The following is a 21,868-nucleotide window of genomic DNA, read 5'->3' as shown; positions in this document are numbered from 1 at the left end:
CTCAACGATTGACTCCTGCGGATGTGATGCCCTCGCGCAGAGGGCGCTGGCCGACGACGAACACGACGACGGCGGGGATCATGGAGAGGACGACTCCGGCGAGGACGACGGAGATCGAGCCGGTGCCGAGGTTGCCCTGGAGGGAGACCAGGCCCAGGGGCAGCGTGAGGTTCTCGGTGGAGGTTTCGAGGATCAGCGGCCGGAAGAACTCGTTCCAGTGGTAGTTGAAGGCCAGCACGCCGACGATGGCGAGACCGGGGGCCGCCAAGGGGGCGTACACCGACCGGAAGACGCGCCACGGACCCGCGCCGTCGATCATCGCCGCCTCGCCCAGGTCCTTCGGCATGCCCAGGAAGTACTGGCGCATCAGGAAGGTGCCGAAGGCCGTCGGGAAGGCCGGGACGATGAGGCCGAGCAGGGTGTCGGTCAGACCCATCGTCTTCAGTTCCAGGAAGACCGGGACCATCGTGACCTGCAACGGCACCATCATCGTGGCCAGGACCAGCGCGAACAGCGGCTTCTTGAAGCGGAATTCGAGGCGGGCGAAGGCATAGCCCGCCAGGCCCGCGGTGATCATCTGGCCGGCCGCGATCAGCGCGGTCACCAGGGTGGAGTTCAGTGCGTACAGCCAGACGTCGATCTGGTCGAAGACCCCGCGGTAGGCGTCGACGGTGGGGGCCGTGGGGATGATCTTCGGCGGCAGGTCGAAGGACTCCGCCGGCGTGCGCAGTGACGTCGACACCGTCCAGATGACCGGGCCGAGCGTCAACAGCGCGCACAGCGCCAGGCCCGCGATCCGGCCCCAGGGCGCCAGGCCGTGCCGTACGCGTGACGCGGTGACGCTCGTGCGGGGACCCGGCATCGAACCCGATGCCGAACCCGATATCGAACCCGAGAGGGAACTCGTACTCATCTGACTCACCCGGCTCACTGGTAGTGGACGTAACGCCGGCTGAGCCGGAACTGGAGTGCGGTGACCGCCATGATCAGGGCGAAGAGCAGGACGCCCACGGCGGACGCCTCGCCGAAGCGGAGCTGCTCGAAGGCCGTCTCGTAGATGACCATCACGACCGTGCGCGTCGAGTCGCCGGGACCGCCCGCCGTGAGGACGTACGGCTGCTCGAAGACCTGGAGGGCGTTGATGATGCCGACCACGGACGCCACAAGGAGCGTGGGCGAGAGCAGCGGCAGGGTGATGGCGAGGTGTTTGCGCACCCCGCTCGCGCCGTCCAGCGAAGCCGCCTCGTGCACCTCTTGCGGGATGTTGTTCAGGCCGCCGACGAACAGCAGGAACGAGAAGCCGAACTGCTGCCAGACGTACGCCAGGACCACGGCCGCCATCGCCCCGTTCTCCGAGGTCAGCCAGGGGACCGAGGGGATACCGACCGTGCCGAGCAGCCAGTTCACGGGGCCGAAGTCCTGGTTGAACAGGTACTTCATCACCACCGAGATGGACGCGGCGGACAGCACCAGCGGGAAGAAGAACGCCGAACGGAACACGGACCGCAGCCACTTGGGCATCCGGCCGTTCACCGCGATCGCCAGCACGAGCGCGATCAGCAACTGGAGTGCGACCGCGAGCACCATGAAGACGAGCGTGTTGCGGAAGGAGACGAGGACCGTCGAATCGGTCAGGATCTCCCGGTAGTTGGCCGCTCCGGTCCACCGCGGGTCGTCGATCACGTCCCACTGGAAGAAGCTGAGGACGACCGAGCCGACGATCGGTACGACCGTGAAGACGACGATGCCGACGACGGTGGGCGCGAGGAACAGTACGGCGAGGAGGCGGGTGCCCCGGGTGCGGATGGTGGTGGCGGCCGTGGACTCGGATGCCTTACGGGTCCGACCGGTCCCGCGGTTCCTGCGGCTCCTGCGGGTGCGGGCGGGCTCCGGCCCCACGGGCCTGATCTCGGTGTTCGTCACACTTCACGCTCCATGGCCTTCTCCAGGTCCCCCTGCAGCCGGCGCAGCGCGGGACGCACCGCGCCGGGGCTCGCGAGGGCGGTTCCGGTGTGCTTGATCAGCAGCTGTTCAACCTCGTTGACCTGCGGCGGGGCCGGGATCGGGCCGGTGGTGGGGATCTTGTCGAGGGTGTCGTAGAAGACCTGCCAGTGGGCCGGTCCTGTCTCCCGGTAGCGGGCCTCGTCGACCATGGAGCGGCGGGCCGGAGTGGTCTGGTTGGCCGCGAAGAGCTGGGTCATCACGTCCTTGCGGGCGGTGTACTTGATGAACTCCCAGGCCTCGTCCCGCAACTTCGACGTGCGCAGCATCGCGTACCCGGCGGCGCCGAACTGGTGACGCCGGGTACGCCATCGCGGGAAGTACCGCACGTCGTAGTCGGCCGGTTTCATGCCCGCCTCATGCAGGCCGCCCGCCCAGAAGCCGCCCGCGGGCGTGGCACCGACGCGGCCGGTAGAGAAGACGCCGACCAGGTTGCGGCCGTCGCCGCCCTCCGGCCGGGTGCACAGGTCCTCCTGGACGAGGGAGGCGAGGTAGTCGTAGACCTCCGCGACGCGGTCGGAGTCGGCCAGGGGTGTCGTCCACCGGTAGCCGCCGCCCCGGCCGCGCCGCTGTGCCTCGGGATAGAAGGAGTTCCAGAGCCAGTCGCCGCCGGGGGCCTTGGACTCGGTGAGGAGGTTGGTGCCGTTGGCGAAGAGCCAGGGGACCACTCCGCCCCACAGCCGGTTGGTCCAGAAGTACGGGGTGAACCCGTCGCCGTTGCTGCGTTTCATCGCTCGCAGCAGCGTGGTGAAGTCGTCGTGGGTCCAGTCGTCGTCGGGGAGGTCGGCGCCCGCGCGTTCGAGAACCCGGCTGTTGAGGTACATGTCGGCCGCGTTGAACTCGACCGGCAGCTGGTAGAGGCTCCCCTCGTACATCATCGACTCGACCAGCGAGGGATGGACGTCGGCGAAGTACGTGCGCAGCTCGGCCGCGTCCCGCTTCGCCCACCTGTCCAGCGGTACGCCGAGCCGCTGGGCGAAGAGCTGCACGCCCTCGGTGGCGACGTACACGAGGTCGGGTGCCGTGCCCGCGGCGATCTGGGTGAGGATCTTGGAGAAGAAGTCCGACCAGTCGTAGGCCTGTACGGGGTTGATGCGGATCCTGATGTCGGGGTGGACCTCGCGGAATCCGTCGCGCAGGGCGCGCTGCGCCTCGGGGTTGAAGGCGGAGCCCAGGGTGGCGATGACGAGCGAGCCGTCGTCGCGGCCGGGGATGTCGGCGGCGGTGAGGCGGTCCCAGCCGGCCGCCACACCGGCGAGAGCGGCGGCTGAGGCGCCGTACGCGCCGTAGCGCAGCAGGGCCCGTCGGGAGAGGAGCGAGTCGGTCATCGGCGAGCCTAACTCGTGTTAGCCCAAGGTGGATTCCATGATGATGGGAACCCCGCTGCGGCTCTGTCAAGGGATGTGCGTGGATGGGAAGTTACGGGAACGGTCGGTACGTGAGGGCTTGCACGAGGGCTTGACCTTTAACGAGTTAGGTATACGGTTCCGGACCACATGAGCCGTGTCCCGACGACGACGTCGGGGAAGGGAGCCGCACGATGCGTGGCATGAAGAGGAGTTCGCTCGGCCCGGGAGAGACACTGTCCAGGCGGTTGCTGCTGACGGCCTCGGCCGTCGGCGCCGCCGGTGTTCTGCTGCCGGACCTCGTGAGACCGGCGGTGGCGGTGCCCCGCGAGGCGACGGCCGCGTGCACGGGCAGCTACCGCGCCGAGTACCACTTCACGGTCCCCGACCAGTGGATGAACGACCCGCAGCGCCCGATCTGGATCGACGGCGAGTACCACTACTACTACCTCTACAACCCCGACTACTCGACGGGCGGCACGACGGCCGGCACCACCTGGCGCCTGGCCACCAGCACCGACCTCGTCTCCTTCACCGACCGGGGCATTGCCGTGCCGAAGAACACGACGCCCAACGGCGATGTCTGGTCCGGCTCGGCGGTGGTCGACACGGACGACACGGCGGGCTTCGGCGCGGGCGCGGTGATCGTCATCGCCACCATGGCGCCCGACGATGTCACCCAGGCCCAGTACCTGTACTACTCGACGGACGACGGCCGCACCTTCACGAACCACGGCACCGCCCCGGTCCTCCCCAACCCCGGCGTACGGGACTTCCGCGACCCCAAGGTGATCCGCGACGAGGAACGCGGGCGGTGGGTGATGCTGCTCGCCGAGAACGACAAAGTCGGCTTCTACCACTCCGCCGACCTCAAGACGTGGACGTACGTCGGCGGCTTCATCAAGGGCGGCATCGGCGTCCTGGAGTGCCCCGACCTGTTCCGGATCAGGGCGGACGACGGGACCTGGAAGTGGGTGCTGGGCGTCAGCGCCAACGGCAAGGGCTCCGGGCTGCCGAGCACGTTCGCGTACTGGACGGGTTCCTTCGACGGTACGACCTTCACCGCCGACGCGTCCGATCCCCAGTGGCTGGACCACGGCTGGGACTGGTACGCGGCGGTCACCTTCGACAAACGTGACGCGAGCGGGGTCCTGGACCCTGACGCGCGGTATGCGATCGGCTGGATGAACCACTGGGACTACGCGAACACCACGCCCACCATCGAGTGCGACGGCTTCAACGGCACCGACTCGATCGTCCGCGAGGTACGACTGAAGTACGCGTCGGGTACGTACTACCTGGCGTCCCAGCCGGTGGCGGCCCTGGACGACCATGTGTCGCGCACGGTGGACCTCGGCGACATCGCGGTCGACGGCACACGAACGCTCGACTACACGGGTACCGCGTACGAGCTGACCTGTGAGATCACCTGGGACCAACTACTGGGCGCCGGCCTCCAGTTGCGGCGGTCCTCGGACGGTGGGCGGCACATCGACGCGGGGGTCTACGGCGACTACGCCTTCGTCAACCGCGGTTACACCGTGAGCCCCGACACCTCCGGCCGCTGGCAGGAGAGCCGCACGCCGTTCGACCTGTCCGCCGGCACGGTCCGCCTGCGGATCCTCGTCGACCGCACGTCCGTCGAGATGTTCGTCGGCGACGGCCGGTACGTGCACTCGACCGAGGCCTTCCCCGACCCGTCCGACACCGCACTGGCGCTGTTCACGATCGACGGGCAGGCGGTGTTCCGGAACGTGGTGATCCGGGAGTTCACGGTCTGATCCGACGGGGAGGTGGCCGGGGCGGGCCGAGAGGCTGCCGACGACTGGCGCGCCAGGGCTCTCTGTACCGAGGCAGGCCGGGGCCTGTCCGGCGGGTCAGGTCGGAGAATAGCTGCGGCGCCGAATAGACGAAGGTGAGCGGGGCGAATGGGGGTCCCCCCGCGCGAGGTTGTTCGAGCGTGGGGGAGCGTCTGGCTGCAAGGCGGAGGAGGGCGTCGACGGTGTCCCCGGGGGCCGGTTCGTTTCCCATTTGTTTGTGTGGGCATGGGGCTGTGCATCCACAGCGCGGCGTGTGAAAGGGGGCCGGGTCCCTACTGCAGTGCGCGGACCGCGGCCGAGAACACCGGGGGCATCCGGGACGCTGCGGGGACGATGAGGCGGGCGGTGCCAGGGCGGTGGCTCGCGGCCAGCAGGGCTCCGGTCAGCAGGCGGTGGCGCCTGGTCAGCCGGGCCCAGGCGTGCTCGTACTCGGCCGGTCGCCCGGCGGCCAGGCAGCGGACGGCCGCCCCGGCTGTCGCCAGCGAGAGGGCGATGCCCTCACCGGTGAGGGCGTCCAGGTAGCCCGCGGCGTCGCCGACGAGCAGGACACGGCCGGCGGTTCTGCGCTTCACCCGCTGTCGCAGTGGTCCGGCGCCGCGTACTTCTGTCGCGGCCGGGCCGCGCAGCGACGCCACGAGGTCAGGGAAGCCGGCCAGGTGTTCGTCGTATCCGCGACGGCTGCGGCTGAGGACCGCGATGCCCACCAGGTCGTCACCGACCGGTGTCACATAGGCCTCGCCGTGCGTGGACCAGTGGACCTCCACGAAGTCCGTCCACGGCTCGACGCGGTAGTGCCGGCGTAGGCCGTAGCGGCCGTGGGGGCGGCCCGGCAGTTCCAGCCCCAGACCGCGGCGCACCGGAGAGTGCAGGCCGTCGGCGGCGATCAGCCAACGGGCCGTGGTGCCCGCGGCGGTGACCGTGTCCGCGCTCTGGCGCACCTCGCCGACCTTGCCCGGCAGCATCCGCACGCCGACGTCGACAGCGCGCTGGTGCAGTGCGGAGTGCAGCGTCGTACGGCGGACTCCCAGCCCGTTGCTGCCGCGGAAGGACGCTTCGGCACGGGTGGTGCCGTCCACGTAGCGGATGCCGCGCAGTTCGCGGCCGGTGACCTCGACGCCCAGTGCTCGCAGCGCGGAGACTCCGCCGGGCATGACGCCTTCTCCGCATGCCTTGTCCACGGGGCCGGTTCGAGGTTCGACGACGACGGCTTCCAGGCCGGCGAGCGCGGCGTGGATGGCGGCGGCCAGACCGGCGGGTCCGCCGCCGGCCACCAGTACGTCGATCACGCCGGAACGGGCGCGGTCGGTGTGGCCGCGGCGGCCAGCGCCCGGTTCTCGCAGCGGATGCGCACGGTGAGCAGGACGGCGTTGAGTGCTGTGAACGCGACCGCGGTGACCCAGGCCGTGTGGACCAGTGGCAGGGCCACGCCCTCGGCGACGACGGCCACATAGTTCGGATGCCGCAGCCACCGCCACCGGTAGGGGCCGCCCGTCACCAGCGGCAGGCCGGATACGACGATCACCCGGGTGTTCCAACGGGGGCCCAGGGTGCGGATGCACCACCACCGCAGCGCCTGGGCGGCCACCAGCACAGCGAGCATCGGCCAGGCCAGGGCGGGGACGAAGGGCCGGTCGGCCAGCCACACTTCGGCCGGGCAGGCGATCAGCAGGCCGGTGTGGAGGGCGACCATCGCCGGGTAGTGGCCCTGCCCGGTCTCGGTCGCGCCGCGGGCGGTGCTCCACCGTTCGTTGCGGCGGGCGACGACGAGTTCGGCGAGGCGCTCGCCGGCGACGGCGGCCACCAGCAGTCCGTACCAGATCATGTGTCCTGTGTCCTTCGATGGTCCTTCGATGGTCCTTCGGCGGTCCGAACTACCAGCGCAGCAGGACGAGTTCGCAGGCGAAGCCGGGGCCCATCGCCAGCAGCAGGCCCGGTGTGCCCGGCGGCGGGCGGCGTTCGGCCAGGGTGTCGCGCAGTACGTGGAGCACCGATGACGAGGACAGGTTGCCCACGTCGGCCAGGTGACGCCAGGTCACATCGAGTGCGTCGTCGGGCAGGTCGAGAGCCTCGGTGACGGCGTGAAGGACCTTGGGTCCGCCGGGGTGACACACCCAGGCGGTCACGTCCTTCGGCTTGATCCCGTGGTCGCCGAGAAACCCCTCGACGTCGTCGGCGAGGTACCGGCGCACCACATCGGGTACCTGCGGGTCGAGGACGACCTTGAAGCCGGTGTTCTTGATGTCCCAGCCCATGACGCGCCCGGTGTCCGGATACAGGTGGCTGCGGGTGTCCACGATCGTCGGGCCGGCGGTCTCGTCCGGGCGCTCCGGGCGCTCCGGGCGGTCCGCGCCGCACGCGACAACCGCGGCTGCGCCGTCGCCGAACAGTCCGGTGGCGACCAGGTTGGCCATGGAGGCGTCGTTGCGCTGGAAGGTGAGCGAGCACAGTTCGACCGAGAGCAGCACCGCCACCTGGTCGGGCCGGCCCAGCAGGTAGTCGTGCATACGGGACAGGCCGGCGGCGCCACCGGCACAGCCCAGGCCGAACAGGGGCAGTCGTTTGACGTCCGGCCGCAGCCCGAGGCGGCCGACCAGCCGTGCGTCGATCGAGGGGGTGGCGATGCCGGTGACGGAGGTGAAGATCAGCAGATCCACGTCGGCCGCGGACAGATCGGCGGCGTGCAGCGCGCCCCGGACGGCCTTGGCGCCCAGGTCGGTGGCGGCGGCGATGAAGACGTCGTTGGAGGCGCCGAATCCGTCCAGTTCCTCGTACCGTTCGAGCGGCAGAGTCATGTGACGCGAGCCGACCTTCGCGCTGCGGTGCAGCCGGTCCAGGACCCGGCGGTCCGTACCTTCCGGCAGGCAGGTGCGGGCCACCATGTCGGTGATCTCGTGCTGGGTGCGACGGTGCGGTGCGAGGGCACCGTGAACGGCGGCGATCCGCGTCATATAGATCCCGTCTGGTTACCGACTGGGGTGAGTTGCTCCCCACGTGTTCCCCGGACCGGGACTTCGACACCACGGATCGCCCGTCTGGCGGTTCGCCCCGGAGGGCGCGTGCACCAGCCGGGTGGGGCCCGGGCGCCTACGATCGGCTGGTGGGCACACCCGAGCAGTTGACGACCGGCGGCCCCGAGGCGAGTTGGGCCGGCCGGGTGGGTGGCCTGGCCGGGTCGTGCCACCCCGGGCCCGTCGTGGCAGTCACCGCACTGATGGCCGCGCTCGCTGTCACCGCCGGTCAGAGCGCCGCGCGTTGTGTGCTGACCGGCGCCGCTGTGCTGACCGGGCAGTTGTCCGTCGGCTGGTGCAACGACGCGTTCGACGCGCGCCGGGACATCGCTGCCGGCCGTCGTGGCAAACCCGTCGTCGACGGCACGGTCGGTGTGACGGAGGTGTGGGTGGCTGCGTACGCCGCGCTGGCCCTATGCGTGCCGCTGTCGTTCGCGTGTGGCCTGTGGGCGGGCGCCGTTCACCTGACCGGGGTGGCGGCCGCGTGGGCGTACGACCTGCGGCTCAAGGCGACAGCATGGTCCTGGGCGCCGTATGCGGTGGGTTTCGCCGCGCTCCCGGCGTTCGTGGCGCTGGGGCTGCCGGGGCATCCGTGGCCGGCTTGGTGGGTCGTCACCGCCGGGGCGTTACTGGGGGTCGGCGCCCATCTGGGCGATGTGCTGCCGGACATCCGCGGGGATCTGGCGACGGGTGTACGGGGATGGCCGCACCGGCTGGGCCCGGATGGCGCGCGGCTGCTGCTGCCGGTTCCGCTGGTTGCCGCGTCCGCGGTTCTGGTGCTGGGGCCCACCGGACCACCCGGCAGGTGGGGAATGGCAGTGCTCGTGGTGACCGCGCTGATCGCGACGGCGGGGACGGTGCTGGGACGCCGCTGGGAGCGGTTGGCGTTCGCGGCAGCGGTCGCTGTGGCGGCGGTGGACGTGGCGTTGCTGCTGCTGCGCGGCACCGGGATCGCCTGACCGTTCGGCCCCGCACCGTGCGGAACCCGCAGGCAGAAACGGGAGTTGCCGATGCCTGCTGCGGTTGCCGTCAGTTCGCGACTGCTGCCTCCGGCCGTGACCTCGGCGCGGCCCGTAAGGCTGCCGTTCACCGCTTTGCCGGGTTCACGCGCCAATGACGACCGAGCGACGATACCGCCGGCCGCCCGCACCACAACCTGCTGGTGACGGCGGACTGCGATGCGCTCTTGTTCGGTCGCGGGTGGTCAGACGATCAGGACGGCCCCCGTACCGCACAGGACCACGATGGCGATGTCGGCACGGGGCCGCCGCCCGCTCGGCCACCAGCCCTGGGCCCGGGTCGACCGGCCATCAGCCGCCACAGGGCACACCTGGCGTTCTACCGCTCATCCGGTGACTCTCACTTGCGGTCCTCGCCCCTGGTGTTCTTGCGGCCGCTGGATCCGCGCATGGTGCGCGAGGGCATCTGGCCGTGCCGCGGTCCGCTCTTCGATAGGAAGGACCAGCGCCCGTGGCGCCCGGCGAGGGGGAGCGGGCGGTCAGTGACCGGAGCCGGGACCTGGCGAACGAGCTGTTCGGCACGGATCGGCACTGGCACAAGCGGATCGTGCGTTCGGGGCCGAACACGCTGATGCCGTACAGGGAGAATCCGCCGGACCGGGTGATCGGCGCGGAAGACATCGTGTTCGCGGACTTCGGGCCGATCTTCGAGGAGTACGAGGCCGACTTCGGCCGGACCTTCGTCCTGGGCGACGACCCGGTCAAGCACCGGCTGCGTGACGACCTCCCCGAGGTGTTCGCGGAGGCTCCGCGGGACCGGCGGCCATAATCGATCTATGGGGACTGTGACAGCGCTGTACCGGTATCCGGTGAAGTCGATGCTGGGTGAGGCCGTGATTGCCGTGGCGGTCACGGAGGGCGGGCTCTCCGGGGACCGGGTGTACGCCGTGCTCGATGAGACCGACGCGGTGGGCAGTGCCAAACACCCGCGGAAGTGGGGGGCGTTGCTGCGCTGCCGGAGTCGACTGGACGAATCCGGCGTGGTCCGGGTCGTGTTGCCGGACGGGACCGCCCTGTCGGTCGAAGACCCTGATCTGGACGTGGAGTTGTCCAAGCTGCTGGGCCGTCAGGTGTTCGTCTCGGCCGCCGTACCGGAGCACGGCAGGCTGGAGCGCGCCGTGCCCGAGTACGAAGGCGGTGTCCCTGATGCCGTGCGGGAGTCGGCGTCCGTCGATGCCACCGGGGAGAGCATCACGTCCGGCAGCGTCGCGCCGGGGACGTTCTTCGACTTCGGCCGGGTCCACCTCGTCACCACGTCGGCCCTGGCCCGGATGCGAACCGTCCATCCCGCCGGGGACTTCGACGCGCGCCGCTTCCGGCCGAACCTGGTCGTGGACACCCACGGAGGGCCGGGTTTCCCGGAGGACGCCTGGGTGGGGTCACGACTGCGGGTGGGGGAGGCACTGTTCCGGGTTGTGGTGCCCACGCCTCGCTGCGTGGTACCCACCCTCGGCCATGACGAACTGCCGCCCGACCCCGCCATCATGCGTGCGGTTGCCCGTGACCACCGCATACCGGTGTTCGACCTGGGCCGGCTTTCATGCCTCGGTGTGTACCTGGACGTCCTTGAAGCGGGGACGGTCCGAGTGGGCGACGCGATCACCTTGCAGGAGGCCGCGTGACCACTTGCCGGGCACTCAACGGGTGCCGGGTTGGACGAGTTTGAAGAGGAGACGGGCGCCGGTTCTTTGGGCGGACTGGCGCAGACGGGCCGCGATCGGACGGGCCGGAGTCAGTATGGGAGCGGTGGCCAGGTGGGGGAACAGGGCTTCGGCGTTGGCGCGGTTGACGGCCTGAAGGGCGTCCGGGGCCACGCCGGTGTCGAGGCCGCCGGCGAAGTACTGGCCGGCAGCGGTCGGAGCGAACGGCCAGTCGCTGCCGAAGAGAACGTGCCCGGGGCGGGCGAAGGCGAGCAGCGTGGGCAGGGCGGCGGGGCTGGAGGACAGGGCCGTGTCGAAGTGGAAGCCGCGGAAGTCGTCCAGCACGTCCAGAGGGCTGCGCCCGGTGTCGCCCGCGATGGCGACGGCCATGCGGTGGGAGGCGTACGGCACGAAGCCGCCCGCGTGGCTGAGAATGAACCGGATGTTCGGGTACGTGCGCAGGATGCCGTTGCGGACGAGGAGATACGCGGCCCGGGTGGTGTCCAGGAGGAAGTCGGCGGCGAACGGCGGGATGTTCTCGACGGCGGGCGCCGGGAGTTCGGCGGGGTGGACGAACACTACGGCGTCCCGGTCGTCGAGGACCTGCCACATTTCGTCCTGGCCGCCCGCGCCGAGGTAGGCGCCTTGGTTGTTGGCGAGCAGGGTGACCCCGTCGGCCCCCAGCACGTCCAGGGCACGCCTGGCCTCGGTCGCGGAGGCGGCGGCATCCGGCATGGGCAGCGTGGCGAAGTAGCCGAAACGGCCGGGGTGTTCGGCGGCCAGGGACGCGGAGTGGTCGTTGAGCCGACGAGCCAGCGCGGTGGCTTCGGCCGGGTCGGTGAGGAAGCCGGTGCCGGGAGTGGAGACGGACACGATCGCCGTGGTGGTGCCGAGCAGATCCATCACTTCCAGGGCCGCTTCCGCGCTCCAGTCGGGCAGTTGGCGGCCGCCGGCCTCGGCGATACCCGCCTTGGCGAGGAGATCGCGGTAGAAGGAGGGGACGATGTGCTGGTGGACGTCGACCCGCCCCGTCGCAGGGGTCATGACGCGGTCGCCCGAGCGGCGAGCAGGTCGAGCGCCACATCCGTGATCATGTCTTCCTGGCCGCCGACCATGCCACGCCGGCCGACCTCGACGAGCAGGCTGCGGGCGTCGATGCCGTAGCGCGCCGAGGCGGCCTCCGCGTGGCGGAGGAAGCTGGAATAGACGCCGGCGTAGCCGAGGGTGAGGGTCTCTCGGTCGACCTGGACCGGGCGGTCCTGCAGCGGTCGTACGAGATCGTCGGCGGCGTCCTGGAGGGCGAACAGATCGCAGCCGTGCGCCAGACCGAGCTTGTCGGCGGCGGCGACGAAGACCTCCAGCGGGGCGTTGCCCGCGCCGGCGCCCATGCCGGCGAGGGAGGCGTCGACCCGGTTGCAGCCGTGCTCGACGGCGGTGATCGAGTTTGCCACGCCCAAGGAGAGGTTGTGATGGGCGTGGATACCGATCTCGGTGTCCGGGGCGAGGGCCTGGCGCAGGGCGTCGACGCGTTCGGCGACTCCGTGCATGGTCAGGGCGCCGCCGGAGTCGACGACGTACACGCAGGTGGCGCCGTATCCCTCCATCAGTTTCGCCTGCCGCGCGAGGTCCGCCGGGTCGGCCATGTGGCTCATCATCAGGAAGCCGACGGTGTCCATGCCCAACTCCCGCGCGGCGGCGATGTGCTGGGCCGAGATGTCGGCCTCGGTGCAGTGTGTGGCCACGCGTACGACGGAGGCTCCTGCGCGGTGGGCGTCGCGCAAGTCGTGCACGCTGCCGATGCCGGGCAGGAGGAGCGTGGCGACCCGCGCGCGGGTGACCGCGCCGGCGACGGCCTCGATCCACTCCAAGTCGGTGTGGGCGCCGAAGCCGTACACGCAGGAGGAGCCGGCCAGGCCGTCGCCGTGGGCGACCTCGATGGAGTCCACCCCGGCCGCGTCCAGGGCGGCGGCTATGGAGACGGCCTGGACGACCGTGTACTGGTGGCGAACGGCGTGCATGCCGTCCCGGAGGGTCACGTCGCTGATGTAGAGGCGGCTCATCGGACGGCTCCCGCGGTGGTCAGGGCGTGCTGGGCGATGCGCTCCGCGGCGGCGACGGCCGCGGAGGTCATGATGTCGAGGTTCCCGGCGTACGCGGGCAAGTAGTCGGCGGCGCCGGTGACTTCGAGCATCACGGTGACCTTGGTGCCGGTGAACCTGCCCGTCTGCGGGATGTGCAGGGGGTTGTCCGGGCCGTGCATGTCGAACTGGACCCTCTGCCTGAGCCGGTAACCCGGCACGTACGCGCGCACCTTGTCCGCCATGGCCAGGATGCTGTTCTCGATCTGGGCGTGGTCGCAGTCGCCGTCGACCAGGCAGTACACGGTGTTGCGCATGAGCAGCGGCGGCTCGGCCGGGTTGAGGACGATCACGGCCTTGCTCCGCCGGGCCCCGGCGACTTCACGCAGAGCTCGTGACGTGGTCTCGGTGAACTCGTCGATGTTGGCGCGGGTACCGGGCCCGGCGGACCGGGCGGCGATGGAGGAGACGATCTCCGCGTAGGCGACGGGGGCGACTTGGGCGACGGCGGCGGCTATGGGGACGGTGGCCTGGCCGCCGCAGGTGACCATGTTCAGGTTCGGGGCGTCGAGGTGGGCGTCGAGGTTGACCACGGGCACGCAGTAAGGACCGATCGCGGCAGGGGTCAGGTCGAGGACTCGAACGCCGGTGGGCTCCAGCTTGGCCCAGTTCGCCCGGTGGGCGGTGGCGGAGGTGGCGTCGAAGACCAGCTCGACGTCCGCGAATTGGGGCAGGGCGAGGAGTCCGTCGATGCCGTCGGCTGTGGTGGCGATGCCCAGGCGGCGGGCGCGGGCCAGGCCGTCGGAGGCGGGGTCGATACCGGCCATCGCGGCCATGGTGAGCGCGCCGGAACCTCGAAGGATCTTGAGCATCAGGTCGGTACCGATGTTGCCGGAGCCGATGACTGCGACCGGCCAGGGGGCGGGGGTGGGAGGCATGCGGGGTTCTCCTCGGGCGGGTGGATCGGGTCGGCGTGCGGGTGCGGGTGGGTTCTTCTTCGCCCCCGCCGCCCTTGCCCGTCCCATCCCTGGGGGCTGCGCCCCCCGGGCCCCCGCTTCGGCCCTGAAGGGGCCTTGTCCTCAAACGCCGGACGGGCTGGAAACGCCGGACGGGCCGGAAATGCTGCGTGGGCTGGAAATGCCGGGGCAGACGGAGACGGGCAGGTGGGGAAAGCGGCCGGTCAGACGAACGTCACCGACACCGGCCCGAGGCCGCTGAAGCGTGCCTCGATCTTCTGGCCGGCGTGGACGAAGGGGGCGGTGGTCATGGCACCGGGCAGCACCAGGTGTCCCGGCTCCAGGGCGGTGCCGAAGGCGGCGAGGGTGTTGGCCAGCCAGGCGACCGCGGCGGCGGGATGGCCCAGGACCTCCGAACCGCTGCCCGCCGCGACGTGCTCGCCGTCGACGGTCAGATCGACGGTGACGGCGGCGAGATCGGGCGCGTCGGCCGGCGGCGTCCAGGCACCGTAGACGATCCCCGCCGAGCTGGCGTTGTCGGCGACTGTGTCCACCAGGGTGATCCTCCAGTCGCGGATCCGGCTGTCGACGATCTCCTGGGCGGGCGCGACCGCGTCGGTGGCGGCCAGCACGTCCGCGATGGTGACGCCGGGACCGCGGAGGGGCCGGGCGAGGCGGAAGCAGATCTCCGGCTCGATGCGCGGGGCGCAGTAGCGCGCCGCGCGGACCGGTGCGCCGTCGCGGTGGACCATGTCGTCAAGGAGATGGCCGAAGTCGGGCTCGTCGACGCCGAGGAGCTGCCGCATCGCGGCCGCGGTCAGGCCGACCTTGTGGCCGATGACGGTGGCGCCGTCGGCGAGGCGCCGGGCGATGTTGTCCCGCTGGACGGTGTAGGCGTCGGCCAGGTCCAGGCCGGGCAGCAGTGCCGACAGCGGGTCGACCGGTGCCACGTGGTGCTCTGCCTCGCGCAGCAGCCGGGCGGCTTCCTCGCGTTGTCGCTCGGTCAGGGTCATCCCTTGCTCCTTGCTGCCATGCGGGTGGCCGCGTCGTAGACCAGCTGGGCGTGGAGTTCGAACAGGGCCACCAGGTCGACGGCGTCACCGTTGATCTCGCGCTGTACGAACAGCCCGTCGGCCCCGGCGACGGCGTAGGTGGTGAGGGTGTGGACGGCGTCCCCGTCGAGATCCGGGAAGAGGTCCTCGACGACTTCCCGGATCTTCTGGTTGGCGATCTCGCGGACCTGGAGGAACACCGTGCGGCCCCGGGGCTCCGTGGGGCGCCGCTCCAGGGCGAGCATCAGCCCGAGGCGCAGGAAGTCCGGGGCGTCGACGAGTGACTTGGCCACGTTCGCCGCCATACTCGTGGCCCGCTCCAGCGGCGTACCGCTCTCCTCGCCCGGCAACTCCACCGCCGCGAGCCAGCTCTCGAAGCTGCGCTCGATCACCGCGCCGATCAGGTCGTCCTTGTCCTTGAAGTGCCAGTAGATCGAGCTGGCCGGCAGCCCGCACTTGGCGCTGACCGCCGCGATGGACGTGCCCTCGTAACCGCGTTCGCCCGCGATCTCCACCGTGGCGTCGAGGATGCGCTGCCGCGATTCCACGCCGTTGGCGCGCTTCCTGCGTGTCGGCTGCGGCCTGGTCATGTGGGTGTCCTCCGTCGTGTCCGGCGCTTGACCGTCTGCTGCGCCGAGCTTACCGTAGCGGTCATTCCAATTGTAGTAAACGCTACAGCAAGCATGACGACCAGACATGTCGACGGCGACAGTGAGGTGGCCCGGTGCGCGAAGAAATCGCCTATGACGTGGCGGTGATCGGATACGGCCCCACGGGCGTCACCGCGGCGAACCTGTTGGGGGCGATGGGCCTACGGGTGGTCGTCGTGGAACGCGACGCCGAGATCTACACCCGCGCCCGCGCGATCTCCACCGACGAGGAGGTCCTACGGATCTGGCAGCGCACCGGTCTGGCCGACCGGCTGAAGCAGGACATGCTGGCCGAGCGGCCCCTCGACTTCGTCGACGCGCACGGCCGACCCTTCCTCAGCGCGCACCCCACCCCGCGCGGACACGGGCATCCGCCGCAGATGTTCATCTATCAGCCCGCGCTGGAGCAGGTCCTGCGTGACGGAGTCGGCCGCTACCCGAACGTGGAGATCCTGCTGCGGCACGAGTGCCTGCGGCTGCGCGAGGACGCCCACGGGTGCGAACTGACCGTGGCCGGTGCCGACGACTCCGTACGACGGCTGCGCGCCTCGTACGTGATCGCGGCCGACGGCGGCTCCAGCCTCACCCGCGCGCAGCTGAACATCGGCTACGAGGGCCGAACCTACGAGGACCGCTGGGTGGTCATCGACACCGAGATGCTGAAGCCGTGGCCGGACCACGACCGGCTGCGCTTCCGCTGCGACCCGGCCCGGCCCGCCGTCGACTGCCCGACCCCGCTCGGGCACCACCGCTGGGAGTTCCCGATCCTGCCGGGCGACGACGAGACGTATCTGACCACCGACGACGCCGTGTACGGGCTGGTCTCCCGGTACGGGATCGGCCGGGACAACATCAAGATCCTGCGGGCCACCGTCTACAGCCACCACGTGCGCTTCGCCTCCCGCTTCCGGGTCGGCAGGGTCTTCCTCGCCGGTGACGCCGCCCACGCCATGCCGCCGTGGATCGGCCAGGGCATGGCCGCCGGCGTGCGTGACGCGGCCAACCTGTGCTGGAAGCTCGACTCCGTGCTGCGCGGCGAACTGCCCGAGACCGTGCTCGACAGCTACGAGACCGAGCGCAAGCCCCACGTCAAGGAGATCACCAAACGGGCGGCCTTCGTCGGGCGGATCATCACCGAACGGCGCCTGCCCGTCACCCGGGTCCGCGACTCCGGGCTGCGCGCCCTCAACCATGTGCCGGGCTTCGGCAACTGGCTCCAGGACTCGCGCTGGATACCCGTCGCCCACTACGCCGACGGACTGCAGGCCCGTCCCCGCACCAAGGCGTCCGGCCGCCAGGTGCCCCAGCCGTGGGTGACCGGGCCCGACGGCATACGGGGCCGGCTGGACGACGCGCTCGGCGGCAACTGGCTGCTCCTGCACGCGGGATCCGCCACACCCCAGCCCGCCTGGGACCGCCTCGGGCTCCCGACGCTCACCGTCACGCCCGCCGGGTCCCGCCCGGCCGAGGGCTCCGTCGTCGACAGCGACGGCGTCCTGCTGGCCTGGATGGCCGAGCACCGCGCCGCCGTACTCGCCCTGCGCCCGGACGCCTACGTCTACGCCGCCGCCCCTTCGGGCGCCCAACTCCCGCCGCCCCCGGCCGGATTCGCCCGGGCACCGCACCCGACCCCCGCCGTGACCGCCCAGTGAGGACCACCATGACCACGTACACCGAACTGCCGTCGATGCGGGAGTCGTTGCTCGACGTCGCCGGCAAGAAGATCTTCGTCGCCGAGACCGGTGACGGACCGCCCGTGCTGCTCCTGCACGGCGGCGGCCCCGGTGCCTCCGGAGTCTCCAACTACGTCCGCAACATCGCCGCGCTGGCGAAGGAGTACCGGGTCATCGTGCCCGACCTGCCCGGCTACGGACGCAGCACCAAGGGCGTCGGCGCCGCCGACCCGTTCGGGTACCTCGCCGACGGCATCCGTGGGCTGCTCGATCAACTCGGCCTGGAGAAGGCCCACTTGGCGGGCAACTCCTACGGCGGTGCCTGTGCCTTGCGCCTGGCCCTGGACACCCCCGACCGGGTCGACCGCATGGTCCTCATGGGCCCCGGCGGCATCGGAACCACCCGTGCCCTGCCCACGCCTGGCCTCAACAGCCTGCTCAACTACTACTCCGGTGAGGGTCCTTCGAGGCTGAAGCTGGAGAAGTTCATCCGCAACCACCTGGTCTTCAACGCCGCCGACGTACCGGACTCGGTCATCGACGCGCGCTACGAGGCCAGCATCGACCCCGAGGTCGTCGCGGCCCCGCCACTGCGCCGCCCCTCCGGCCCGAACGCGCTGCGCACCCTGTGGAAGATGGACTTCACCCGCGATCCACGCCTCGCCCGCCTGCCGGTGCCGACCCTGGTCCTGTGGGGCGCCGAGGACAGGGTCAACCGGCCCGGCGGTGGGGCCATGCTGGCCGACCGGATGCCCAACTGCGACCTCTACCTGGTGGCCAACACCGGGCACTGGGTGCAGTTCGAACGCGCCGAGCTCTTCAACCGGCTGTGCGCCGACTTCCTGGCGGGCCGTCGATGAACACTCCGGTCTTCGGTTCGGTCCACCTCGGTTACGTCGTCATCGAGACCGACCGCTTCGCCGACTGGCGCCGCTTCGGCACCGAAGCCATCGGCATGCACCGTGACGATCTCGACGCCGGCCTGATGTGCTTCCGCCTCGACGACCAGGAATGCCGCTTCCTGCTCCGGCGGGGCCCGGCCGAGGACGTCGTCGCCATCGGCTGGCACATCGACGACCACACCACTTTCGAGCGGATCGAGGCCCGTATCCGCGCCCGTGGCGTCCCCGTCGTCGAGGGCACGCCCGAAGAGGCCACGCTGCGCGGTGTCGAACGCCTCCTGCGCTTCCCCGGCCCCAAGGGCATCACGCAGGAGATCTACACCGCCCCGGTGAAGTCCGCGGAGCCCCTGACCATGCTTGCCACCGGCTTCGTCACGGGCGACTCCGGCATGGGCCACATCGCGATCACGTCCACCAGACCGGCCCAGATCCGCGGCTACTTCAACACCGTCTTCGACGCCCGCCTGACCGACTACATCGACGAGACCATCAGCGGCGTCAAGCTCAAGATCCGCTTCCTGCGCGTCAACGAACGCCACCACTCCATCGCGATCGCCGCCGTCCGGGGCCTGCCGGTCGACCCCGTCCGCACCCGCGTCCAGCACCTCAACATCCAGGCCGCCACCCTCGACGACGTCGCCCGCAGCTACCAGCGCGTGCACGAACTCGGCTTCGACATGGCCCTGTCGGTCGGCCAGCACACCAACGACAAGGAACTGTCCTACTACGCCCGCACCCCCTCCGGCTTCGAGTGGGAGGTGGGCTGGAACCCCGTCGTCATCGACGAGAACACCTGGCAGCCCAGCACCCACCAGGGCATCAGCGTCTGGGGCCACACCCCCGTAGGCCAGACCATCATCGACAAACTCGTCCAGTTCCGGCTCGGCGCCCGCTCCCTCGCCCACCCTGAGATCACCGTCCCCGCCCTCAGTGGCCCTGGCATCCCGGACGACTGACCAAACCCGACACATGTGCTCCGTGCGAGAATGACCGCGCTCTTCGTCCAGCCCCGTCCTCCGCTCCCCGCACTGATCCATCGAGGTTTCCGTGGCCGCCGCCAAGCCCGTTGTCCGCGAGCCGTTGCGACGCAATTCGCGGGCCAATCGGGAGCGCATCCTGGCCACGGCCCGCCGGGAACTCGGGCGGAACCCGGACGTCACGCTGGAGGAACTGGCGCAGGCCGCGGGCGTCGTACGACGGACTCTCTTCGGCCACTTTCCGGGGCGAGCGGCGTTGCTGGAGGCGCTCGCCGAGGAGGCCTCCGAGGCCCTTCGGAGCGCGCTGGCAGGTGCGCGGCTCGCGGAACCGGAGCCTGCCGAGCGGGCGCTCGCGCACCTCTCGCTCTCGCTGTGGCCCGTGGGGGACCGCTACCGCCTGCTCCTGGCGCTGGCCCAGCGCGACCTGGGCGCGGAACGCGTGGCCGAGGTGCTCGCGCCGGCCCGTGAGAAGGCCACGGCCATTCTGGAGCGAGGGCAGCGGGACGGCGTCTTCCACACGCATCTGCCGGCCGCCGTGCTGAGCGCCGGGCTGGAAGCGATGTCGGTCGCGTTCCTGGAGGCGGTCAACACCGGGGATCTCGAGGACGACGGGGTCCGGGTCGCCACTTCCACACTCATCGCGGCCGGGGTGCCCCAGGAACGGGCACGGGCAGTGGCCGAGGCTGTCGCGCCGACGGTGGCCGCTGAGTCCGCGGCCGACGACTGAGCCGTCGTACCCGCACCTTCGTCCGGTGATCCGTGCCGGCCTCAGGCCTCGGTGCTCCTCCGTCCGCGGCGGTCGGCCCCCAGGCGGGCGTAGTAGTCGATGAGGCCGGGGGCGTCCACCGCGGCCGGGTTGACGACCTGCTCCACCGGAGCGCCCTGCAGGAGGCGTTTGACGGGGACTTCGAGTTTCTTGCCCGTGCGGGTGTGCGGGATGGCGGGGACTTCGAGGATCTCATCGGGCACGTGGCGGGGGGAGGCGCCGATGCGGATCGCCTCCTTGATCCTTTCCCGTAGGCCGTCGTCCACAGTCATTCCGGCCGCGGGAACCACGAACAGCGGCATCCAGTAGCCGCCGTCGGGTTCCTCCGCGCCGATGACGAGGGCTTCGGTGATCTCGGGGAGGCGTTCTACGACGTCGTGGATGTCGGCGCTGCCGAGGCGTACGCCGTTGCGGTTGAGGGTGGAGTCGGAGCGGCCGTGGACGATCACCGAGCCGTGTCCCGTGACCGTGATCCAGTCGCCGTGCCGCCAGACGCCGGGGTAGGTGGAGAAGTAGGCGTCGTGGTAGCGGCTGCCGTCGGGGTCGTTCCAGAAGGACAGCGGCATCGACGGCATCGGGCGGGTGACGACCAACTCGCCGACCTGGTCGACGACCGGGACGCCCTCGGCGTCGTACGCGGCCAGGGCCACGCCCAGGTGGGGAGCGGACAGCTCGCCCGCCCAGGCGGGGGTCGTGGGTGCGCTGCCGGCGAAGCCGGAGACGATGTCGGTGCCGCCGCTGATCGAGGCGAGCAGGATGCGTTCGCCGACGTGGTCGCGGACCCAGGGGTAGGCGGAGGCCGGCAGGGCGGAGCCGGTGCAGCCGACCACACGGACGGACGACAGGTCGTGCACGGACGGGTCGATGCCGAACTTGGCCATGCCGAGGAGGTATTGGGGGCTGGTGCCGAAGACGGTGACACGGTGGCGGGCGGCCAGCTCCCAGAGTACGTCGGGGCGGGTGAGTGGCGCCGGGCTGCCTTCGTACGTGCAGGTGGTCGCGCCGGTGAGCAGCGTGGAGGCGACCAGGTTCCACATCATCCAGTGGGTGGTGGTGTACCAGAGGAGGCGGTCGCCGGGGCCGAGGTCCGAGTGCAGGCCGAGGGTCTTGAGGTGCTCAAGGAGGACGCCGCCGTGGCCGTGCACGATGCCCTTGGGCAGGCCGGTCGTCCCTGAGGAGAAGACGACCCACAGCGGGTGGTCGAACGGTACGGCGGCACAGGAGAGTTGTTCGGTGCGGGTGGACGCGTCCTCCCACGGGACCACCAGCGACGGGTAGTTCCGCGAGGGCCAGGGCAGTCCCACGTGGTCGACCAGCAGGGTCGCCTTCAACGTCGGGAGTGCGCAGGCCAGTTCGAGGACGGCCTCGCGGCGGTCGTGGGTGCTGCCGTTGAAGAGGTAGCCGTCGGCCGCGATCAGGACGGTGGGTTCGAGCTGGGCGAAGCGGTCGGCGGCGGCCTGGGGGGCGTAGTCCTGCCCGCACACCGACCACACGGCGCCCAGGCTTGCGGCGGCCAGGAACGCCACGATCGCGTGCGGGGTGTTGGGGAGGTAGCCGACGACCCGGTCGCCCTTGCCGACACCCAGGTCGCGCAGGGTGGCGGCGACGGAGGCGACCTGGGAACGCAGCCGCTTGCCGGTCACCTCGTACCCGGAGCCGGTCTCGTCGAGGGCGATCACTGCCACCTCGTCGTCCGTGAGGTTGCGCAGAGCGTGGTGGGCGTAGTTGAGGGTGGCACCGGGGAACCAGTGGGCGCCGGGCATGGTCTCCTCGGCCAGCACCTGGTCGTACGGTGTGTCGGCGTCGATGTCGAAGTACTCCCACACCGCGCGCCAGAAGCCCTCCAGGTCGGTGACCGACCAGTGGTGCAGGGCGGCGTAGTCACCGGCGTCGATGCCTTGACGCCGGGCGAAGTCCGCGATGCGGCTGGTTGCCGCCGCCTCCGGATCGGGCGTGAAGAAGGGGGCCGGGTGCGGCATG

Annotated in this window: 19 protein-coding genes and 1 pseudogene; 8 read left to right on the top strand and 12 right to left on the bottom strand. The window is 70.7% G+C overall.

Annotated elements, in window-relative coordinates; all coding sequences use genetic code 11:
• Position 1: 1 nt before the first annotated feature.
• The 3 genes from OG266_RS04450 to OG266_RS04440 all read right to left on the bottom strand — a co-directional run bounded on the left by OG266_RS04450 (position 2) and on the right by OG266_RS04440 (position 3,329).
• Complete coding sequence (locus OG266_RS04450; RefSeq protein WP_266474916.1) at positions 2–862, bottom strand: carbohydrate ABC transporter permease; 861 nt, start codon at positions 860–862, stop codon at positions 2–4.
• Between the two features lie 65 nt (positions 863–927).
• Positions 928–1,923: a carbohydrate ABC transporter permease gene (locus tag OG266_RS04445; RefSeq protein ID WP_266472190.1), complete on the bottom strand. Its 996-nt coding sequence runs from the start codon at positions 1,921–1,923 to the stop codon at positions 928–930.
• Complete coding sequence (locus OG266_RS04440) at positions 1,920–3,329, bottom strand: extracellular solute-binding protein (protein WP_371542975.1); 1,410 nt, start codon at positions 3,327–3,329, stop codon at positions 1,920–1,922. The genes OG266_RS04445 and OG266_RS04440 overlap by 4 nt, the downstream gene beginning before the upstream one ends.
• A gap of 221 nt (positions 3,330–3,550) precedes the next feature.
• Between OG266_RS04440 and OG266_RS04435 the strand changes: the two genes are divergently transcribed.
• A complete protein-coding gene (locus OG266_RS04435; protein WP_371542972.1) occupies positions 3,551–5,128 on the top strand; it encodes a glycoside hydrolase family 32 protein in 1,578 nt (525 codons plus the stop codon).
• Between the two features lie 311 nt (positions 5,129–5,439).
• Here the strand turns inward: OG266_RS04435 and OG266_RS04430 are convergent, their stop codons facing one another.
• The 3 genes from OG266_RS04430 to OG266_RS04420 are packed head-to-tail and all read right to left on the bottom strand — an operon-like array spanning position 5,440 to position 8,115.
• Positions 5,440–6,453 carry an NAD(P)/FAD-dependent oxidoreductase gene (locus OG266_RS04430; protein ID WP_371542969.1) on the bottom strand — a complete coding sequence of 338 codons (1,014 nt, stop codon included), beginning with the start codon at positions 6,451–6,453 and terminating at the stop codon, positions 5,440–5,442.
• Complete coding sequence (locus tag OG266_RS04425) at positions 6,450–6,989, bottom strand: isoprenylcysteine carboxyl methyltransferase family protein (RefSeq protein ID WP_371542966.1); 540 nt, start codon at positions 6,987–6,989, stop codon at positions 6,450–6,452. The genes OG266_RS04430 and OG266_RS04425 overlap by 4 nt, the downstream gene beginning before the upstream one ends.
• A gap of 49 nt (positions 6,990–7,038) precedes the next feature.
• Positions 7,039–8,115 carry a type III polyketide synthase gene (locus OG266_RS04420; RefSeq protein ID WP_371542963.1) on the bottom strand — a complete coding sequence of 359 codons (1,077 nt, stop codon included), beginning with the start codon at positions 8,113–8,115 and terminating at the stop codon, positions 7,039–7,041.
• 149 nt (positions 8,116–8,264) lie between these two features.
• Here OG266_RS04420 and OG266_RS04415 point away from each other — a divergent pair, with 149 nt between their 5' ends.
• The 3 genes and pseudogenes from OG266_RS04415 (at position 8,265) to OG266_RS04405 (ending at position 10,816) form a co-directional block, all read left to right on the top strand.
• Positions 8,265–9,134 (top strand): UbiA family prenyltransferase, encoded by an 870-nt coding sequence (locus OG266_RS04415; protein WP_371542961.1) that lies wholly within the window; start codon positions 8,265–8,267, stop codon positions 9,132–9,134.
• A 511-nt stretch (positions 9,135–9,645) separates the two neighbouring features.
• A pseudogene (locus tag OG266_RS04410) lies at positions 9,646–9,948 on the top strand (M24 family metallopeptidase); the annotation flags it as partial.
• Positions 9,949–9,970: 22 nt separating this feature from the next.
• Positions 9,971–10,816: an MOSC domain-containing protein gene (locus tag OG266_RS04405; protein ID WP_266472180.1), complete on the top strand. Its 846-nt coding sequence runs from the start codon at positions 9,971–9,973 to the stop codon at positions 10,814–10,816.
• 15 nt (positions 10,817–10,831) lie between these two features.
• Here OG266_RS04405 and OG266_RS04400 read toward each other — a convergent pair whose 3' ends face one another.
• The 5 genes from OG266_RS04400 to OG266_RS04380 form a co-directional block, all read right to left on the bottom strand.
• The gene (locus OG266_RS04400; protein ID WP_371542958.1) at positions 10,832–11,878 is read right to left on the bottom strand and encodes an amidohydrolase family protein; all 1,047 of its coding nucleotides are present in this window, start codon (positions 11,876–11,878) and stop codon (positions 10,832–10,834) included.
• Positions 11,875–12,894, bottom strand: a complete 1,020-nt coding sequence (gene dmpG, locus OG266_RS04395; protein WP_371542955.1) for a 4-hydroxy-2-oxovalerate aldolase — start codon at positions 12,892–12,894, stop codon at positions 11,875–11,877. The genes OG266_RS04400 and dmpG overlap by 4 nt, the downstream gene beginning before the upstream one ends.
• On the bottom strand, positions 12,891–13,850 hold the full coding sequence (locus tag OG266_RS04390) for an acetaldehyde dehydrogenase (acetylating) (protein WP_371542953.1): 960 nt from the start codon (positions 13,848–13,850) through the stop codon (positions 12,891–12,893). Before OG266_RS04390 ends, dmpG begins: the two co-directional genes overlap by 4 nt.
• A 242-nt stretch (positions 13,851–14,092) precedes the next feature.
• Positions 14,093–14,881 carry a 2-keto-4-pentenoate hydratase gene (locus OG266_RS04385; RefSeq protein ID WP_371542949.1) on the bottom strand — a complete coding sequence of 263 codons (789 nt, stop codon included), beginning with the start codon at positions 14,879–14,881 and terminating at the stop codon, positions 14,093–14,095.
• Positions 14,878–15,510 carry a TetR/AcrR family transcriptional regulator gene (locus OG266_RS04380; protein WP_371542946.1) on the bottom strand — a complete coding sequence of 211 codons (633 nt, stop codon included), beginning with the start codon at positions 15,508–15,510 and terminating at the stop codon, positions 14,878–14,880. The genes OG266_RS04385 and OG266_RS04380 overlap by 4 nt, the downstream gene beginning before the upstream one ends.
• A 134-nt stretch (positions 15,511–15,644) precedes the next feature.
• On the opposite strand from OG266_RS04380, the gene OG266_RS04375 reads away from it, so the two are divergent.
• The 4 genes from OG266_RS04375 (at position 15,645) to OG266_RS04360 (ending at position 19,849) form a co-directional block, all read left to right on the top strand.
• A complete protein-coding gene (locus OG266_RS04375; protein WP_371542943.1) occupies positions 15,645–17,222 on the top strand; it encodes a bifunctional 3-(3-hydroxy-phenyl)propionate/3-hydroxycinnamic acid hydroxylase in 1,578 nt (525 codons plus the stop codon).
• A gap of 8 nt (positions 17,223–17,230) precedes the next feature.
• Entirely contained in the window at positions 17,231–18,103 is an 873-nt protein-coding gene (locus OG266_RS04370; RefSeq protein WP_371542940.1) for an alpha/beta fold hydrolase, read from the top strand.
• Positions 18,100–19,101 (top strand): VOC family protein, encoded by a 1,002-nt coding sequence (locus OG266_RS04365; RefSeq protein ID WP_371542937.1) that lies wholly within the window; start codon positions 18,100–18,102, stop codon positions 19,099–19,101. Before OG266_RS04370 ends, OG266_RS04365 begins: the two co-directional genes overlap by 4 nt.
• 91 nt (positions 19,102–19,192) lie before the next feature.
• Positions 19,193–19,849 carry a TetR/AcrR family transcriptional regulator gene (locus OG266_RS04360; protein ID WP_371542934.1) on the top strand — a complete coding sequence of 219 codons (657 nt, stop codon included), beginning with the start codon at positions 19,193–19,195 and terminating at the stop codon, positions 19,847–19,849.
• A 41-nt stretch (positions 19,850–19,890) separates the two neighbouring features.
• Here the strand turns inward: OG266_RS04360 and OG266_RS04355 are convergent, their stop codons facing one another.
• Positions 19,891–21,867 (bottom strand): acetoacetate--CoA ligase, encoded by a 1,977-nt coding sequence (locus OG266_RS04355; protein ID WP_371552642.1) that lies wholly within the window; start codon positions 21,865–21,867, stop codon positions 19,891–19,893.
• Position 21,868 lies beyond the last annotated feature (1 nt).

It is taken from the genome of Streptomyces sp. NBC_00554, assembly GCF_041431135.1.
Classification (GTDB): Bacteria; Actinomycetota; Actinomycetes; order Streptomycetales; family Streptomycetaceae; genus Streptomyces.
Note: the sequence above shows the minus strand (reverse complement) of the source record. Positions and strands in the feature narration are given on the sequence as shown.

What these genes read in the sequence shown, in the direction of transcription:
- OG266_RS04390 (WP_371542953.1), bottom strand. Translation starts at nt 13,850, where the DNA reads ATGCCTCCCACCCCCGCCCCCTGGCCGGTCGCAGTCATCGGCTCCGGC.
- OG266_RS04380 (WP_371542946.1), bottom strand. Translation starts at nt 15,510, where the DNA reads ATGACCAGGCCGCAGCCGACACGCAGGAAGCGCGCCAACGGCGTGGAA.
- OG266_RS04450 (WP_266474916.1), bottom strand. Translation starts at nt 862, where the DNA reads ATGCCGGGTCCCCGCACGAGCGTCACCGCGTCACGCGTACGGCACGGC.
- OG266_RS04365 (WP_371542937.1), top strand. Translation starts at nt 18,100, where the DNA reads ATGAACACTCCGGTCTTCGGTTCGGTCCACCTCGGTTACGTCGTCATC.
- OG266_RS04425 (WP_371542966.1), bottom strand. Translation starts at nt 6,989, where the DNA reads ATGATCTGGTACGGACTGCTGGTGGCCGCCGTCGCCGGCGAGCGCCTC.
- OG266_RS04370 (WP_371542940.1), top strand. Translation starts at nt 17,231, where the DNA reads ATGACCACGTACACCGAACTGCCGTCGATGCGGGAGTCGTTGCTCGAC.
- OG266_RS04420 (WP_371542963.1), bottom strand. Translation starts at nt 8,115, where the DNA reads ATGACGCGGATCGCCGCCGTTCACGGTGCCCTCGCACCGCACCGTCGC.
- OG266_RS04405 (WP_266472180.1), top strand. Translation starts at nt 9,971, where the DNA reads ATGGGGACTGTGACAGCGCTGTACCGGTATCCGGTGAAGTCGATGCTG.
- OG266_RS04435 (WP_371542972.1), top strand. Translation starts at nt 3,551, where the DNA reads ATGAAGAGGAGTTCGCTCGGCCCGGGAGAGACACTGTCCAGGCGGTTG.
- OG266_RS04385 (WP_371542949.1), bottom strand. Translation starts at nt 14,881, where the DNA reads ATGACCCTGACCGAGCGACAACGCGAGGAAGCCGCCCGGCTGCTGCGC.
- OG266_RS04400 (WP_371542958.1), bottom strand. Translation starts at nt 11,878, where the DNA reads ATGACCCCTGCGACGGGGCGGGTCGACGTCCACCAGCACATCGTCCCC.
- OG266_RS04440 (WP_371542975.1), bottom strand. Translation starts at nt 3,329, where the DNA reads ATGACCGACTCGCTCCTCTCCCGACGGGCCCTGCTGCGCTACGGCGCG.
- dmpG (WP_371542955.1), bottom strand. Translation starts at nt 12,894, where the DNA reads ATGAGCCGCCTCTACATCAGCGACGTGACCCTCCGGGACGGCATGCAC.
- OG266_RS04355 (WP_371552642.1), bottom strand. Translation starts at nt 21,867, where the DNA reads ATGCCGCACCCGGCCCCCTTCTTCACGCCCGATCCGGAGGCGGCGGCA.